12 protein-coding genes, 7 tRNA genes and 1 pseudogene are annotated in these 14185 nt (G+C 52.5%); 7 read left to right on the top strand and 13 right to left on the bottom strand.

The window, feature by feature from the left end:
* Positions 1 to 1114: 1114 nt before the first annotated feature.
* Together ACT3XD_RS14740 and ACT3XD_RS14735 are read left to right on the top strand one after the other, a co-directional pair.
* Positions 1115 to 2371: a primase-helicase family protein gene (locus tag ACT3XD_RS14740; protein WP_225736356.1), complete on the top strand. Its 1257-nt coding sequence runs from the start codon at positions 1115 to 1117 to the stop codon at positions 2369 to 2371.
* A 257-nt stretch (positions 2372 to 2628) separates the two neighbouring features.
* Positions 2629 to 3117 (top strand): hypothetical protein, encoded by a 489-nt coding sequence (locus tag ACT3XD_RS14735; RefSeq protein ID WP_192539780.1) that lies wholly within the window; start codon positions 2629 to 2631, stop codon positions 3115 to 3117.
* A gap of 384 nt (positions 3118 to 3501) precedes the next feature.
* Here the strand turns inward: ACT3XD_RS14735 and ACT3XD_RS14730 are convergent, their stop codons facing one another.
* A complete protein-coding gene (locus tag ACT3XD_RS14730; RefSeq protein WP_192539781.1) occupies positions 3502 to 3846 on the bottom strand; it encodes a hypothetical protein in 345 nt (114 codons plus the stop codon).
* 284 nt (positions 3847 to 4130) lie between these two features.
* Between ACT3XD_RS14730 and ACT3XD_RS14725 the strand changes: the two genes are divergently transcribed.
* Positions 4131 to 4766, top strand: coding sequence for a recombinase family protein (locus ACT3XD_RS14725; RefSeq protein ID WP_192539782.1), 636 nt, complete (start codon positions 4131 to 4133; stop codon positions 4764 to 4766).
* Between the two features lie 418 nt (positions 4767 to 5184).
* Here the strand turns inward: ACT3XD_RS14725 and ACT3XD_RS14720 are convergent.
* The 12 genes from ACT3XD_RS14720 to ACT3XD_RS14665 form a co-directional block, all read right to left on the bottom strand.
* Positions 5185 to 5272, bottom strand: a tRNA-Ser gene (locus ACT3XD_RS14720).
* 120 nt (positions 5273 to 5392) lie between these two features.
* Positions 5393 to 5896: a YiiD C-terminal domain-containing protein gene (locus ACT3XD_RS14715; protein ID WP_192539783.1), complete on the bottom strand. Its 504-nt coding sequence runs from the start codon at positions 5894 to 5896 to the stop codon at positions 5393 to 5395.
* Between the two features lie 12 nt (positions 5897 to 5908).
* Positions 5909 to 6469 carry a nitroreductase family protein gene (locus tag ACT3XD_RS14710; protein WP_192539784.1) on the bottom strand — a complete coding sequence of 187 codons (561 nt, stop codon included), beginning with the start codon at positions 6467 to 6469 and terminating at the stop codon, positions 5909 to 5911.
* A 47-nt stretch (positions 6470 to 6516) separates the two neighbouring features.
* Complete coding sequence (queF, locus tag ACT3XD_RS14705; protein ID WP_192539785.1) at positions 6517 to 7350, bottom strand: NADPH-dependent 7-cyano-7-deazaguanine reductase QueF; 834 nt, start codon at positions 7348 to 7350, stop codon at positions 6517 to 6519.
* 62 nt (positions 7351 to 7412) lie between these two features.
* Positions 7413 to 8186 (bottom strand): ABC transporter permease, encoded by a 774-nt coding sequence (locus tag ACT3XD_RS14700; RefSeq protein ID WP_192539786.1) that lies wholly within the window; start codon positions 8184 to 8186, stop codon positions 7413 to 7415.
* On the bottom strand, positions 8183 to 9151 hold the full coding sequence (locus ACT3XD_RS14695; RefSeq protein WP_192539787.1) for an ABC transporter ATP-binding protein: 969 nt from the start codon (positions 9149 to 9151) through the stop codon (positions 8183 to 8185). Before ACT3XD_RS14695 ends, ACT3XD_RS14700 begins: the two co-directional genes overlap by 4 nt.
* Before the next feature lie 229 nt (positions 9152 to 9380).
* A tRNA-Gly gene (locus ACT3XD_RS14690) sits at positions 9381 to 9455 on the bottom strand.
* 23 nt (positions 9456 to 9478) lie between these two features.
* A tRNA-Glu gene (locus ACT3XD_RS14685) sits at positions 9479 to 9554 on the bottom strand.
* A gap of 35 nt (positions 9555 to 9589) precedes the next feature.
* Positions 9590 to 9664: transfer RNA gene (locus ACT3XD_RS14680), tRNA-Gly, on the bottom strand.
* Between the two features lie 24 nt (positions 9665 to 9688).
* Positions 9689 to 9764, bottom strand: a tRNA-Glu gene (locus ACT3XD_RS14675).
* Positions 9765 to 9845: 81 nt separating this feature from the next.
* A tRNA-Gly gene (locus ACT3XD_RS14670) sits at positions 9846 to 9920 on the bottom strand.
* A 24-nt stretch (positions 9921 to 9944) separates the two neighbouring features.
* Positions 9945 to 10020, bottom strand: a tRNA-Glu gene (locus ACT3XD_RS14665).
* A 306-nt stretch (positions 10021 to 10326) separates the two neighbouring features.
* Here ACT3XD_RS14665 and msrB point away from each other — a divergent pair.
* The 4 genes and pseudogenes from msrB to htpX all read left to right on the top strand — a co-directional run bounded on the left by msrB (position 10327) and on the right by htpX (position 14095).
* Entirely contained in the window at positions 10327 to 10725 is a 399-nt protein-coding gene (gene msrB, locus ACT3XD_RS14660; RefSeq protein ID WP_192538935.1) for a peptide-methionine (R)-S-oxide reductase MsrB, read from the top strand.
* A 105-nt stretch (positions 10726 to 10830) separates the two neighbouring features.
* Positions 10831 to 11784 carry a ribosome biogenesis GTPase YlqF gene (ylqF, locus tag ACT3XD_RS14655; RefSeq protein ID WP_192538936.1) on the top strand — a complete coding sequence of 318 codons (954 nt, stop codon included), beginning with the start codon at positions 10831 to 10833 and terminating at the stop codon, positions 11782 to 11784.
* Positions 11785 to 11841: 57 nt separating this feature from the next.
* Entirely contained in the window at positions 11842 to 13092 is a 1251-nt protein-coding gene (locus ACT3XD_RS14650) for a pyridoxal phosphate-dependent aminotransferase (RefSeq protein WP_225736239.1), read from the top strand.
* A 107-nt stretch (positions 13093 to 13199) separates the two neighbouring features.
* A pseudogene (gene htpX / locus ACT3XD_RS14645) lies at positions 13200 to 14095 on the top strand (protease HtpX).
* Positions 14096 to 14185: the final 90 nt, after the last annotated feature.

Here is a 14185-nt window from a genome sequence, read left to right as displayed (position 1 = left end):
GTAACCCAAATGCAACATAAAGGAGCGCCAGCGCTAGTTATCCCTGCAATCGTTGGACATGAGACTGGTTCAATAACGTTCGATGTCTACAGTGCTGGCGCTTCAATGGAACAGAAGCGGGAAGCCATTGAGCTACTTCACTACAACTTCACCCACCCTGGTTAACTTCAAGAATGCCCTAGAAGGCATCTGTAAGCGTCTGTGAGCCGACCTAGCCCTTACCCAGCAGGGTAGCCTACCCTCACCTATTAAACGCCTCTAACACGCCCACACAAGATCCTTGACGACGTAGGTTCCTCCATTACGGCCCCGCTTAGACTCGACAGGGTAAATGTGCGAATCCGCATAATTAGTGCGGCAGGAATCCCCGCCTTGCTTCACTTCAGTCACTCCCAAGAATTACCTGTTAAAGCCAAAACCCTAGGCAGAATGCGGCCTCCAGAAATATTGAGAAAAAAAACTTGACTTTTTTGTCTGAAAATGCTTGACATTTGGCATTATTCCATGGTAAGATGAAATGACTAGGTGGGAAAAAAGTGTTGTCACGGACACTCCACACTGTACCCTCAAAAAGCAGCACTTTGGAGGAGGCCCACGGAGCCTCCTTTTTTTTTTGTGTCTGCTATCCCCAAGCTCATAACTCAAATCACCAAACACCATTGGAGGATAACTATTGCCTAAACACTACAAATCACTCTGTATCTGCTGCGGGAAGCCAATCACAGGCAAGCGTATTGACAAGGTATTCTGCTCTTCAACTTGCCAAGTAAGAGTTAGACGCCTTCGCCAATCAGAGCATCCAGCCATGACCGACCGCCAATACCAAAACTTTATCAAGCAAAGAATTGCTGATGGCTTGCCACACCCCTTTAACCCTCACCCCCTTAACCAGCTCCTAGATAGCCTGAAGTCGGTTAAGGAATCTATTGGCTACTATCAGGAGCTTGCACTATGCGAATGCGAACCCACTTGAGCGAACGCGCCTCCAAAGAGCTGCTAGAGCTAATGGATCTCTACGGCTTTACCAGCACCAACCACACCATAAACGTAATCATCTCTAAGACTTTTGCTGATATGAAGACAAACTCCCATGCCCATTTAATCGAGGTAAACAATGACCAAAACTGCACACCAGATCCCAAAACAATTTAACTTACAAGCAATTGAAGCCGTAAAGAGTCGCTTTATTCGCCTTTCTTCTGGCAACTCCTTTCCTCGCATCAAAGATGTTGTTACCAACAGTGAACAGGCTGACCTTGATATTCTTTGCGACTACTACTCCAAACACAGCAACAACCCTTCACCAGAACCCCGATACCTACTTAAATGCCTAGATTGGGTATACGGAGAAGTCTTCTTACCAAATGGCCCCAGAGTGTCAGACGGAACCCTAAACCTTTGGCAGCCTCCTGCTTTAAAGCCTTCCGGCAATAAAGTAGACCGCTCTCAAGTATCTTTGTTTTTAGAGTTTCTGGAAAGATGGTTCCCAAACGATATGGAGCGCAAGTATTTTGGGTGGTGGTTAGCCCACGCGGTAAGAAAGCCAGAACAAAGGATAATTGCCACCCCTGTTTTAAAAAGTGATCATGGAGTCGGGAAAGGCTTTCTTGTCGAAACACTTTTATCTAACTTGATAGGAAAGCAGAGTGTAGCAGTGTGTGGGCTGAAGGACGTCGTAGGAGACTTCAACGACATAGTTCAGGGTAAAACTCTGCTATTGATTGATGAAGTGTATAAGAGCAAGAAGTCTACCACAGACGCTTTAAAGTCTTTCCAAGGCAATTCCACAATACCGCTTAAACGGAAGCACAAGTCGACCATCACCATAGACAACTACATTAACTTCATCGTAACCAGCAATAGCCACGTACCACTGATACTAGAGAAAGGAGACAGAAGGTTCTGGGTTCCTGAGTTCATAAGCCACAAAGAAAGCCAAACGGAAACCTCAGCCTTCATAAATGACAAATTGAAGCCCTGGCTGTTAGATGGTGGCTTTCAGCTAGTAAGGGACTACCTACAGCAAGTCAACCTGAGCAATTTTAGGGCAACAGATGCCCCTCCATCTACAGACAGCAAAAAGGAGATGATGGGCTTTTCTACTGAAGACAGGTTAGAAGAGCTACTACTTCCCATCATCGAAGAGCACCCCGTTCTTACTCTTCAGTGGGTGAAGGGCAAGATTGCTGGCAACTTTGATCGGTCGGTATCAGATGTAGCTATCGCAAGCACCTTACTTAAATCAGGTTGCAAAGACAAAAGAGGATCATCCCAGAAGTACTACATAACGCCAAAAGGACTTGAAGAGGGGTTCAGTAAAGCCACTCCACCAAAGCAGTTAGAGGCATCTCTACCGAAAACCTCACTCTGACTATGAAGGCTATGAAACCACTATGAAGGCTATTTATGCAAGCCCTCATAGCCTCTACCCCCCACGATCCGTGGCTCCCAGAGCGTTTATGAAGGGTATGAAGGGTTTGCACAGCCTTTTTTAAAACTAGGTTGCAGTAGCAATAGGAACGTAGCAAAGCGTAGTGACTATTGCCGAGCTGAAAGCGAGAGTGTTTTTCCCGCCTTTAAGAGCGCCCACAAAGAGCAAACCAACTATCCATAACAGGAGAACTAAACATGTCTAAAGCAAAAGAGAAAACTACAATCAAAGGCACACCCCGCCAGTTTAACCAAGAAGAGCTAGATGCCAAGATTGAGGCTGCAGTAACCCACTATGAACAATCCCCCCAGAGTAAGCACCTTATCCGCCACAGTCTCCACAAGCCTCTTCTAGAAGAGTTTGAGAGGCTTATCTTAGAAGGGTACAGATTAGAGACTCAACTACCTTTGATGGATCTCAACTTTAGCCCTTATGTTATTGCCCTCATCAAACCAGAGCATCTACTAACTGAAGACCTTGAAGCAGTAAAGAAAGAAACTAAGCAACGCTATGTTGAAGAACTGGAAGCAGAACACCAACACTACCAGTCTCTCCTACTACAGCAGCTCCTTGAAGCAGAAGAGGAGAAGCAACGTGCTAAGCAAGAAGCAGAGCGAGAGAAGCTGATAGAGAAGTTCAAACAGCAAGCAGCAGCCACCTACACACCCCTGAACATCCCAGATTAAGGCAACAGCGCAAGGGAAGACTCCCCACCATTATTGATCAAATAATGATCAACTAAGAGAGTGGCTAAAATGCCCCCTCAGTCACTCAGCAGAGCTAGAGCCTCGTTTATACGGGGTTCTGGCTCTTTTTGTTTGTGCTAAGTGTTAAGCCCTCCTCTTCTCTACAATAGCGCCTAGAAAACCCTTAAAATTAGACGCTCTAGCACCTCCCAGTAGGGTAGCCTACCCTAGCCCCTTAAAACGCCTCTAGCACGCCTACAGAAGCTCTCAGGAGCTCTCAGGAGCATAGCTGAGGCCATACCCCTACATGAGTGCAATCAGGCAAGGTTGCAATCAGTTCAAAATTAGAAATGGTGCCACCCTCAAAATCTCCGAAATCGGAGATCAAAGCAGAATCACTAGACGTTGACCATTCATAAACACCATACCACCAGTGATACAGGTACGATACATATTCTCACCAAAGGCGTTAATTAGCTCTTCACTAGATCGACTCTGATTCAAAGGATAGTCAAATGCCTCAAGCAATAAAGCCTGGTAGGGGCGGAATGTGGAGACTAATTGCGTGTAGGTTCCTCCCTGAATACGTAGGTCTAATGCCTCCTTAGCCAGCCCTTCGATGCGAGTACACACCTCAAGGTTGTTTTCTGGATTGTAGTCTGGGGATGAAGCTAATGCGTTAGTGGATGATGCTAGGATCAAGGCTGCAATAGCTAGTTTGGTTTTCATGGTTGTCTTCCCTCGATTAGCGTAAGTAGTAGCTTCAATGCCCTGCCTTAGTCACTTTACTAGAATCTACCTAAGAATGCCTAGCAGGATTGCCAAGCCCCACCCCAAGGGTGCATACGCTGATAGTGCATGGTGTCAAAGGTGTATCGAATAGGGTATACCTCAACCGATATAAAAAGTGAGCGGCTTATAGCGTATCGTTATTATCGGAAATTAACTCAAACCGATACACTTAACGAACTCAACCCAAACCGATACACCTCACCACAAAGCGAGCCTAACTGATGTTTATTCGTGCCTACCTACGCGCCAGTACAGAAGATCAAGATGCCAGCCGTGCCCGTGAGCAACTGACTGCTTTCGCTAAAGGCCAAGGTAGCAGCATCGCCAACTACTACACGGAGAACGCTTCAGGGGCCAAAGCTGAACGCTTGGAATTGCGACGCCTTCTGAACGACGCGCAGCCAGGAGATGTACTGTTAGTGGAAGCTATCGACCGCTTGTCACGTCTGCCGCGTGACGACTGGAAGCGCCTACGTGCTGAGATTGATGCCAAAGGGCTGCGTGTGGTCGCCGTAGACCTGCCCACCAGCCACCAAAGCATGAAGGACACCAGCGGAGATGAGTTTACTGCTCGCATGCTAGATGCAATCAACTCAATGATGCTAGATATGATGGCTGCTATCGCCCGCAAGGACTACGAACAGAGACGTGAGCGCCAGCAACAAGGCATAGTAAAGGCAAAGCAAGAGGGTAAATACAAGGGACGCCCAGCGGATGAAGAAAAGCGCCAGCGTATACGAGAATTGTTAGCAGCAGGTTTCAGCGTTAGGAAAGTAGCCAAGCTAGCGCCAGCAAGTACCAGCACTGTTTATGCGGTGCAGACTGAAGTGAAAGAGGCACACTCTGCCACTGCGTAAACCCTTGGCAAGTCGAACAGCTTAACCCTTCTCGCCTGTACGCTGATTTAAGGCTGCTTACAGGCAACCTACTACTTACCATACCCCAAACCCTAAAGCCTCTCCATCGCGCCTGTAGGAGCTTATAGGGCCATGCTTGTGCTAACCACGGGGAATTCCCGTAATTACTGGAATTCCAGTATTAAAAGAACCCTGCTCGATATTCTGTAATTGTCAGAGCTTTCCTAGGGGGTAGCTCTTGGCCTTGCTTAGCACCGATGCTCACACGCCAGATATTCTACTGGGTCAAAGTGCATTTCTGCACTTAGCTCTTCAAGCTACAGGTAGGGAAAGTAGTGAAAAAAGTGGTGAAATTGAGTAGTGAAATTGGCAAACAAAAAACCCCGCAATCTATTGATTTACGGGGCTTTTTTAATTCTGGCGGAGGGGGAGGGATTCGAACCCTCGAAGCCTTACGACTTACACACTTTCCAGGCGTGCTCCTTCGACCACTCGGACACCTCTCCACATTTTGGTTCAATCACTTAGGCTGTGCCTTTCGCGACAGAACGGCGCATATACTATGGTTTAAACGGCCAAATAGCAAGCCTTTTTCAGAATCAGTGGCTTGCCGCTATTCATTAGTGCTAAGCATCGCTGCTTGATAACACCGCGTAGCTGCCGTGGGCTTCCAGGCAGAGCGCATCGCCACAGTAGAGCTGCTGGGTTAGCACGATGCGCCCTTTGCCCCGTTCGGCAAGCTTTTGAGTTAGCTGCTCAACGCCATCAGGCTCTTCTGGCGTGCATATCAGGCGGTAGTCGCCGGTTACCGGGGCCAGGAAGCGCTGCGTGGCCTCGGCAACCACTACATCGCGTGCGAGCCCCTGCCCACGCAGCCACAGCGTTACCCAACACCAGCCCTGTAGCGTGGTTTGCGCACTTAGCGCGCCACCAAAGCCAGTGCCTTTATCGTTCAGGTTGGGCATCAGGGCCAACTGCCAGGTAAGCGACTGGTTATGCAGCGACATGCTTTCAATCCCCATGGCACCTACCATCGGGATTGCTTCACTTAACCACTTCTGAAAGGCGGCCAAGTCTTCCTGGCCTTCAGGAAGTGGCAAACGTGGATGAGGTACACCGGGCTGTCGCATGGCTATTGCCCCCTATGTCCAACGCTCTACAAAGTCAGCCACATTGTGCTCGGCCAGCGGCTTATGGCGCCCGCCCAGGTTGCCCAGGTAGATAAACGCGACCACTTCGTCGTCTTCTTCCAGAGAAAGCCCTTTGCGTACCACGGGGTCAAAGGCGTACTTGCCGCTACGCCACATGGCACCCAGCTCCTGTGCGTGGGCCGCCAGCAAGATGCCGTGGGCGGCACAGCCTGCGGAAATCACCTGCTCCATTTTGGGCACTTTGGGAAGATCCGGCGTTACCTTGGCAATCACGGCGATAATCATCGGCGCGCGCAGCGGCTTTTTACGGGCTGAATTCAGCGTGTCGTCGTCGGCACTGGGGTCTTCCTGAAACTCAGCTTCAGCAAACAGCTCACCCAGGCGCGTACGCCCTTCCCCGGTGAACTCAATAAACCGCCAGGGGCGTAGCTCTTTGTGGTCGGGGGCACGTAGGGCTGCCTGGTAAATGGCGTCCATCTGCTCGGCAGTGGGCGCAGGCTCAACCAACTTGCCCATTGAGCTACGGCTATGAAGAAGCGTGAGTCCATCCATTTGGTTTCATCCTATCAATCAGTTAGCCACTACTGTAGCGCAGTCGCTTACTGTCTTGCCAGACGCAAGGGGCTTGGCGGCGCAAGGCCGGGCGTGGCGCGCCAGGGGCTGATATCCAACCCGCCCCGGCGCACATAGCGCGCGAGTACCAAAAGCTCGGTGGGTTTGGCGTACGCCATCAGGTCGGTGAAGATATGCTCGACACAGTGCTCGTGAAAGTCCTGATGCTGGCGATAGCCGATCAGGTAGCGCAGCACCCCTTCGCGATCAAGCTTCGGGCCTTTATAGCGAATCATCACGCTGCCCCAGTCGGGCTGACCGGTCACCGGGCAGTTGGATTTGAGCAGGTGCGAGTGCAACGTTTCTTCCACCACCTCATCGCTTACCGCTAAATGGGCAGCGCTGGGTGTGTAATCGCTTACTTCGATGTCCAGCTCATCCAGGCAGTCGCCAGGTAACGGCTGAGGGGCAAGCTCGGCGTCTTCCACACCGAGTAGCTCAACGCTTACCGGGGCACCGGCAGCCGCGCTCAAGTCGCGCGTCAACGTTTCGACCACTGCCTCGCGGCTTTCCACACGCGTCTGGTTAAAGCTGTTGAGGTAGAGCTTCCAGGATTTGGATTCGATCAGGCTCGGCGAATCCGCCGGCAGGCGAAAACGCGCCACGGCCACGATGGGCTTGCCGCGGGCGTTCAGCCAGGAAACCTCAAAGGCGTGCCATTCATCCTCACCCACGAAAGGCAGCTTGCCCTCTTCAATCCCTAGCGGCGCGCGGTTGGCGGCGCGCGGAATGGGGAACAGTAGCTCGGCATCGTACTGCTCTGGGTAGGCGGAATCGCGCCCCAGGGGCGCGTGCTCTAAGGTATCGGGGCGATGTGCCATAGGGCAGTGCTCTCTTTATAAACGGTAACTTTATCAACGGTATCTTGATAACGGTAATACGCTTAACTGCGAATGCCTTTGCCACGCTCCAGCATGCTTAGCGCGACGAAAAATAGCACAATGATAAAGCCAAAGATGGCCGCCAGCGCCCAGCCTACCGGAATATCCGATACGCCCAGGAACCCGTAACGGAAGACGTTAACCATGTACAGGATGGGGTTCAACATCGACACGCCCTGCCAGAAATTGGGCAGCATGGAAATGGAGTAGAACACGCCGCCCAGGTAGGTCAGCGGGGTCAGAATAAACGTCGGCACGATAGAAATATCGTCAAACTTGTTGGCCAGCAGCGCGTTGATAAAGCCGCCAATCGAGAACAGCGCCGAGGTTAATACCACCACCAGTATGGTTAATAACGGATGCTCGACCGTCAGTTGGGTAAAGAATAGCGATACCAGCGTGACGATCAGGCCGACGCCCAAACCACGCGCCATGCCGCCTAAAATAAACCCGGATAGAATCACCCAGTTCGGCATGGGCGAAACCATCAGCTCTTCCACCGAGCGCTGAAACTTGTTCGAGAAGAAGCTTGAGGCCACGTTAGAGTAGCTGTTGGTGATCACCGACATCATGATCAGGCCGGGGACGATAAAGTCCATGTAGGAGAAACCGTCCATATCCCCAATACGCGAGCCAATCAGATTGCCGAAAATGATGAAGTACATCGCCATGGTGATAGACGGCGGCAGCAGCGTTTGCGGCCAGATGCGCGTAAAGCGCTTGATCTCTTTAAGTACCAGTGTCCAGAGCGCTACGAACGTTTGCGTTGCATTCATGCCTGCGCCTCCTTATCCAGTTCGGCGCGCTTATCTATCGCGTTGTTGCCTGCCTCTACCATTGATACGAACATCTCTTCCAGCCGGTTGGCGCGGTTGCGCATGGAAACCACCTGCATCCCCTGCTCGCTTAACACTTTAAACACATCGTTCAACTGCTGGCCGCGATGAATCACCAGCGCCAGCTGCGAAGGCTCAACCTGGGTAATTTCAAACCCTTCGATCACAGGCGGCGAACTAACCGGCTCGGCTAAATCAAGCAGGAAGGTTTCGGTATTAAGCTCGGCGAGCAGTTGGCGCACGCTGGTATTGCGGACAATTTCGCCATGATTGATGATCGCGATATTGCGGCACAGGCTTTCCGCTTCTTCCAGATAGTGAGTGGTCAGAATAATCGTGGTGCCTTCATCCTGATTGATGCGGCGCATGTATTCCCACATGCTGCGGCGCAGTTCGATATCCACACCTGCCGTAGGCTCATCTAGAATTAATAGCTTGGGGCGGTGCATCAGCGCCCGAGCAATCATCAGGCGACGCTTCATACCGCCGGAAAGCATGCGCGCGTTGCCGTTGCGCTTGTCCCATAGGCCAAGGTCACGCAGTAGCTGCTCGGCACGCGGCAGCGCTTCACGGCGGGTCATGCCGTAATAGCCCGCCTGGGCTAGCACGATATCAAGCACCTTCTCGAACTGGTTAAAGTTGAACTCCTGGGGAACCACACCCAGCTGATACTTGGCCTTGGCGAAGTCCTTGTCGATATCGATACCAAAAATCGACACCTTGCCTTCCGACTTCTGCACCAGTGAGCACACCACGCCGAGGGTGGTGGATTTACCCGCGCCGTTGGGGCCCAACAAGGCAAAAAAATCGCCCTGTTGGACGTCGAGATCAATACCTTTTAACGCTTGAAAGCCGTTGCCGTACACCTTTGTAAGGCCACGGATAGACAATGCCGGTTCGGCCATAAAGATGTCCTGTCAGCAAAATAGGGGCATAAAAATGCTTGAGCTTGAAAAGCCATGATATCGGGGCATTGCGCTTTTTTTTCAAGCCAGCGTAGTAAAGTGCAATAAGCTTAACGAAGTAGCAGACATGCGAAATAACGCTCAAGGGCGCCACTAATAAACACATGATGCAATAGAAAGGTTACAGCGAGGGAAAGTACAACAAATCAAACCTGGGCAGGTGTTTACATGGAGCGGGAAAAGAGATTCGAACTCTCGACCCTCGCCTTGGCAAGGCGATGCTCTACCACTGAGCTATTCCCGCAACGTAAACATGCACTTGCTAGATGGCGTCCCATAGGGGGTTCGAACCCCTGTTACCGCCGTGAAAGGGCGGTGTCCTAGGCCACTAGACGAATGGGACGTATAAACATCTAACTTATCAATATTTTGCTTGATTGGAGCGGGAAAAGAGATTCGAACTCTCGACCCTCGCCTTGGCAAGGCGATGCTCTACCACTGAGCTATTCCCGCTTAATCAATTTTTCGTAATCGGATTGGCGTCCCATAGGGGGTTCGAACCCCTGTTACCGCCGTGAAAGGGCGGTGTCCTAGACCACTAGACGAATGGGACGTTTTTTGGAGCGGGAAAAGAGATTCGATCGGACTGGCGCACCAGCTCTCGACCTGCACTTACTTAACCACACAACCAAATTGGAGCGGGAAAAGAGATTCGAACTCTCGACCCTCGCCTTGGCAAGGCGATGCTCTACCACTGAGCTATTCCCGCACTCCGATACCCTAACGATGTAATTGGCGTCCCATAGGGGGTTCGAACCCCTGTTACCGCCGTGAAAGGGCGGTGTCCTAGACCACTAGACGAATGGGACGTTTCATTGCCTCGTCGAGGTGGCGCGTATATTACTCAGAGCATGAGTTTCTGTCAAGTACTCTGATATCGCTCTGCTTTCTATCTGTGCACAAAGCTCTGTTAAGCCCCGTGCTTACCTTTACTATTAACCGGCGGTTACGTCCTTTAGCCCACCGAACTCAGGTGGATGCTATGCTGTCTCAGCAGACCCTGCTCTTAACCATCAGAGGTTGTGTGTTTACTGATGTGTTCTGTCTTACCAAAATCTGTCTTTACTGAAAAGAGTACGCTAGCCTGCAAGTAATAGAGGGAAAGGAGACATTAAATGGCCAAAATTGAAAAATCCCCCGAGCAGTGGCGTGAACAGCTGACCCCCGAGCAGTACCGGGTAGCACGTGAGAAAGGCACCGAGCGCCCTTTTACGGGCGATTATCAGGTTCGCGACGCTCAGGGTATTTATCACTGCGTCTGCTGCCATGCGCCGCTGTTTGAAAACGAGCACAAGTTTGATGCTGGCTGTGGCTGGCCAAGCTTCGACAGGCCGCTTGGCAGCCACCGTGTTGAAGAGCATAGCGATACGTCTCACGGCATGGTGCGTACGGAAGTAGTGTGTTCCCACTGCGATGCTCATTTGGGTCACGTGTTTCCTGACGGGCCGCCGGAATCTACGGGGCTTCGCTACTGCATCAACTCCGTATCGCTTGAGTTCCATCCGGACGAGTAAGCGTTACGCCATAAACGTATAACGAACTCCGGCAAAGCGGGCACCATCTGGTAGAATGGTTGCTCGCTTTTTTATGCCCGTTTTTTGTGCTTGTAGGAGAAACTCATGCTCGGCTGGTTCCCCGGACATATGAACAAGGCCCGCCGCCAGATAAAGGATGCGCTGCCGGAAATCGACGTGGTCATTGAAGTATTGGACGCACGCCTGCCCTACTCCAGCGCCAACCCGATGCTGGCCGAGCTGACCCGGCACAAGCCGGTGCTGAAAATCCTCTCCCGGACGGACCTTGCCGACCCTGAGCGCACCGCCGAATGGGTGGCGTTTTTTGATGCCCAGGACGATACCCGAGCGCTTGCGATCACCACGACCAACACCCGTGAGCTCAAGAAAATCCCCAAGCTTTGCCACGAGCTTGCAGGTGCCGTACGCGCCGACCGCGACGTTCGGGTGATGGTGATGGGCATTCCCAACGTGGGGAAATCCACGCTGATTAACGGCCTGGCTGGGCGAAAAATTGCTAAAACCGGCAACGAGCCGGCGGTAACCAAGCGCCAGCAAAAGGTACGTATTGATGGGCGCGTGGCGTTGATTGATACGCCTGGGGTGCTGTGGCCCAAAATTGAAGACCAGGCAAGCGCCTACCGGCTGGCGGCAAGCGGGGCTATTCGGGATACCGCGATCGAGTATACCGACGTGGCGATTGTGACCAGCGCCGAGCTTGCCAAGCGCTACCCCACTGAGCTGACCGCTCGCTATAAGCTAAAGGCCCTGCCCACCTATGAGGCGCCGGTTAGCAATGAAGTCGATGCGGATGGGCCAAAAAAACCGGACTTCCTGGCGATTGCCGGGTTTGATGGCCATGCCATTTTGAAAGAAATTGCCGGTAAACGGGGCGGTCTACGCGCGGGCGGCGAAGTGGATTTGCACCGTGGTGCCGAAGTGCTGCTCCACGAACTGCGTGATGGCAAGCTTGGCCGCCTGACGCTTGAAACGCCTAACGATATTCCGCCGCCTATTGTGCATAACGACGAAGACAATCAAGTACTTTCCGACGCATAATGAGCAAACCGACCGGTGCCGTCGCACGGCCTTTGGACACTCTTGGATAAATCACACATGGAAACCTCTCAGCTTCAAGCGCCTCCCCAGATGCTAAAAAAATCCCACAAGCTGCATAACGTCTGCTACGACATCCGTGGCCCGGTTCTTGACCACGCCAAACGGCTGGAAGATGAAGGCCAGCGGATTTTAAAGCTTAATATTGGCAACCCGGCACCGTTTGGGTTTGAAGCACCTGAAGAGATTTTGCAGGATGTGATGCGCAACTTGCCCACCGCCCAGGGCTATTGTGATTCCAAAGGCCTATACTCGGCGCGCAAGGCGATCATGCAGGAGTGCCAGCGCAAGGAAATTCCGGGCGTTGGCATTGAAGATATTTACATCGGCAACGGTGTATCCGAGCTGATCGTGATGTGCATGCAGGCGCTATTAAACGATGGCGATGAAGTCCTGATCCCCGCGCCGGACTACCCGCTATGGACTGCAGCCGCCCACCTTTCAGGTGGTCACGGGGTGCATTACTTATGCGATGAGCAGGCCGACTGGACCCCGGATATTGCCGATATCCGCACCAAGATCACCAGCCGTACCCGCGCGATTGTGTTGATTAACCCCAACAACCCGACCGGCGCAGTTTATCCACCGGCCGTGGTGCGCGACGTATTGGCCGTGGCCAAAGAGCACAACCTAGTAGTGTTCTCTGATGAGATCTACGACAAGATCCTTTATGACGGCGTAGAACATACCGCGACCGGCGCCCTGGCAGACGATGACCAGTTGGTGATTACCATGAACGGGCTGTCGAAAAGCTACCGCTGCGCGGGCTTTCGCTCCGGCTGGATGACGATTTCCGGCACGACTGCCAAACAGCGCGCCAAAGACTTTATTCAGGGCCTGACCATGCTGGCCTCCATGCGTCTGTGCGCCAACGTACCTGCCCAGCATGCGATTCAAACGGCGCTGGGTGGTTACCAGTCCATCAATGATTTAATTCTGCCGGGTGGCCGCTTATTGGCTCAGCGCGATATCACGGTGGAGAAGCTCAATGCCATCCCTGGGGTATCCTGCGTCAAGCCGAAAGGCGCGCTCTATGCGTTTCCGCGCCTAGATCCCAAGGTCTTCAATATTCAGGATGACCAGAAACTGGTGCTGGACCTGCTTTTGCAGGAGAAGATTCTGCTGGTGCAGGGCACGGCGTTTAACTGGCCGGAACCCGATCACGTGCGCATCGTGACGTTGCCCTGGGCCGACCAGCTAGGCGACGCTCTGGACAGATTCGCTAATTTCCTGTCGCGCTACCGCCAATAAAGCGCGCTGTGACTTGAAACTGCCATGAAGTGTACGTATCTAAACAAGCATTCTAGGGCTTGAAAACCCGGTAACGCATTGATGACCTCTTACGGAGAACCTGCACCATGATGCGAATTGTGCTGTTTTTAGCCACCAACCTGGCGGTGCTGCTTGTCGCCAGTATTACGCTGCGCCTGTTTGGCGTTGAGGGTTACTTACGCAGCCAGGGAATCAACTTTACCAGCCTGCTGATCTTCTGCTTTATCTTCGGCATGGTCGGCTCGCTGATCTCGCTGTTTATTTCCAAATGGATGGCGAAACGTAGTACCGGCACGGTAATTATTGAGTCTCCCTCCAACGCCACCGAGCAGTGGCTGGTAGATACGGTGGCAGAGCTCTCCCGCGAGGCAGGCATTAAAACGCCCGAGGTAGGCATCTTCCCTGCCCCGCCTTTGCTACGGGCTGGAATAAGGATGACGCGCTGGTGGCGGTGTCAGCCGGGCTTTTAAACCGGATGCGCCCTGACGAGGTGCGCGCGGTGCTTGCCCACGAAATTGGCCACGTGGCCAATGGCGACATGGTAACGCTGGCGCTGATTCAGGGCGTGGTAAACACCTTTGTAATGTTCTTTGCCCGCGTGGTGGCTCAGCTGGTGGATGGTTTTCTTAAAAGCCGTAGCGGCGGCGAAGGCGGTCTGGGCTTTATGGGCTACTTCGCGGTAGTCATTGTTGCGGAAATTGTATTTGGAATTGTGGCTTCGGCTATCGTTGCGTGGTTCTCACGCTACCGCGAATACCGTGCCGACGAAGCTGGTGCTCGGTTAGCAGGTACGGGCTCCATGGTGAACGCCCTCGCCCGGCTGAAAGCGGAAACCGAACTGCCGGACCAAATGCCTGACACCATGCGTGCCATGGCGATCACCAAAGGCCAGACGCGCTCGTTGCTTGAGCAGCTGTTTGCTAGTCACCCGCCGCTAGATGAGCGTATTCGGGCGCTGAAAGAAGCGGCTTATCGCCAGTAAGTCTTAATTAGCCAATATCACGTGGCGATCTCGATACTGCCCTGCTATTGCAGGCTGAGATTGCCACGTTGCAACGCTTTACTATCCACT

Source organism: Halomonas sp. AOP7-B1-5 (assembly GCF_052353045.1).
In the GTDB taxonomy this organism is placed as follows: domain Bacteria; phylum Pseudomonadota; class Gammaproteobacteria; order Pseudomonadales; family Halomonadaceae; genus Vreelandella; species Vreelandella colorata.
The sequence above is the reverse complement of the archived record's forward strand: the minus strand, read 5'-3'. Positions and strand labels throughout refer to the sequence as shown.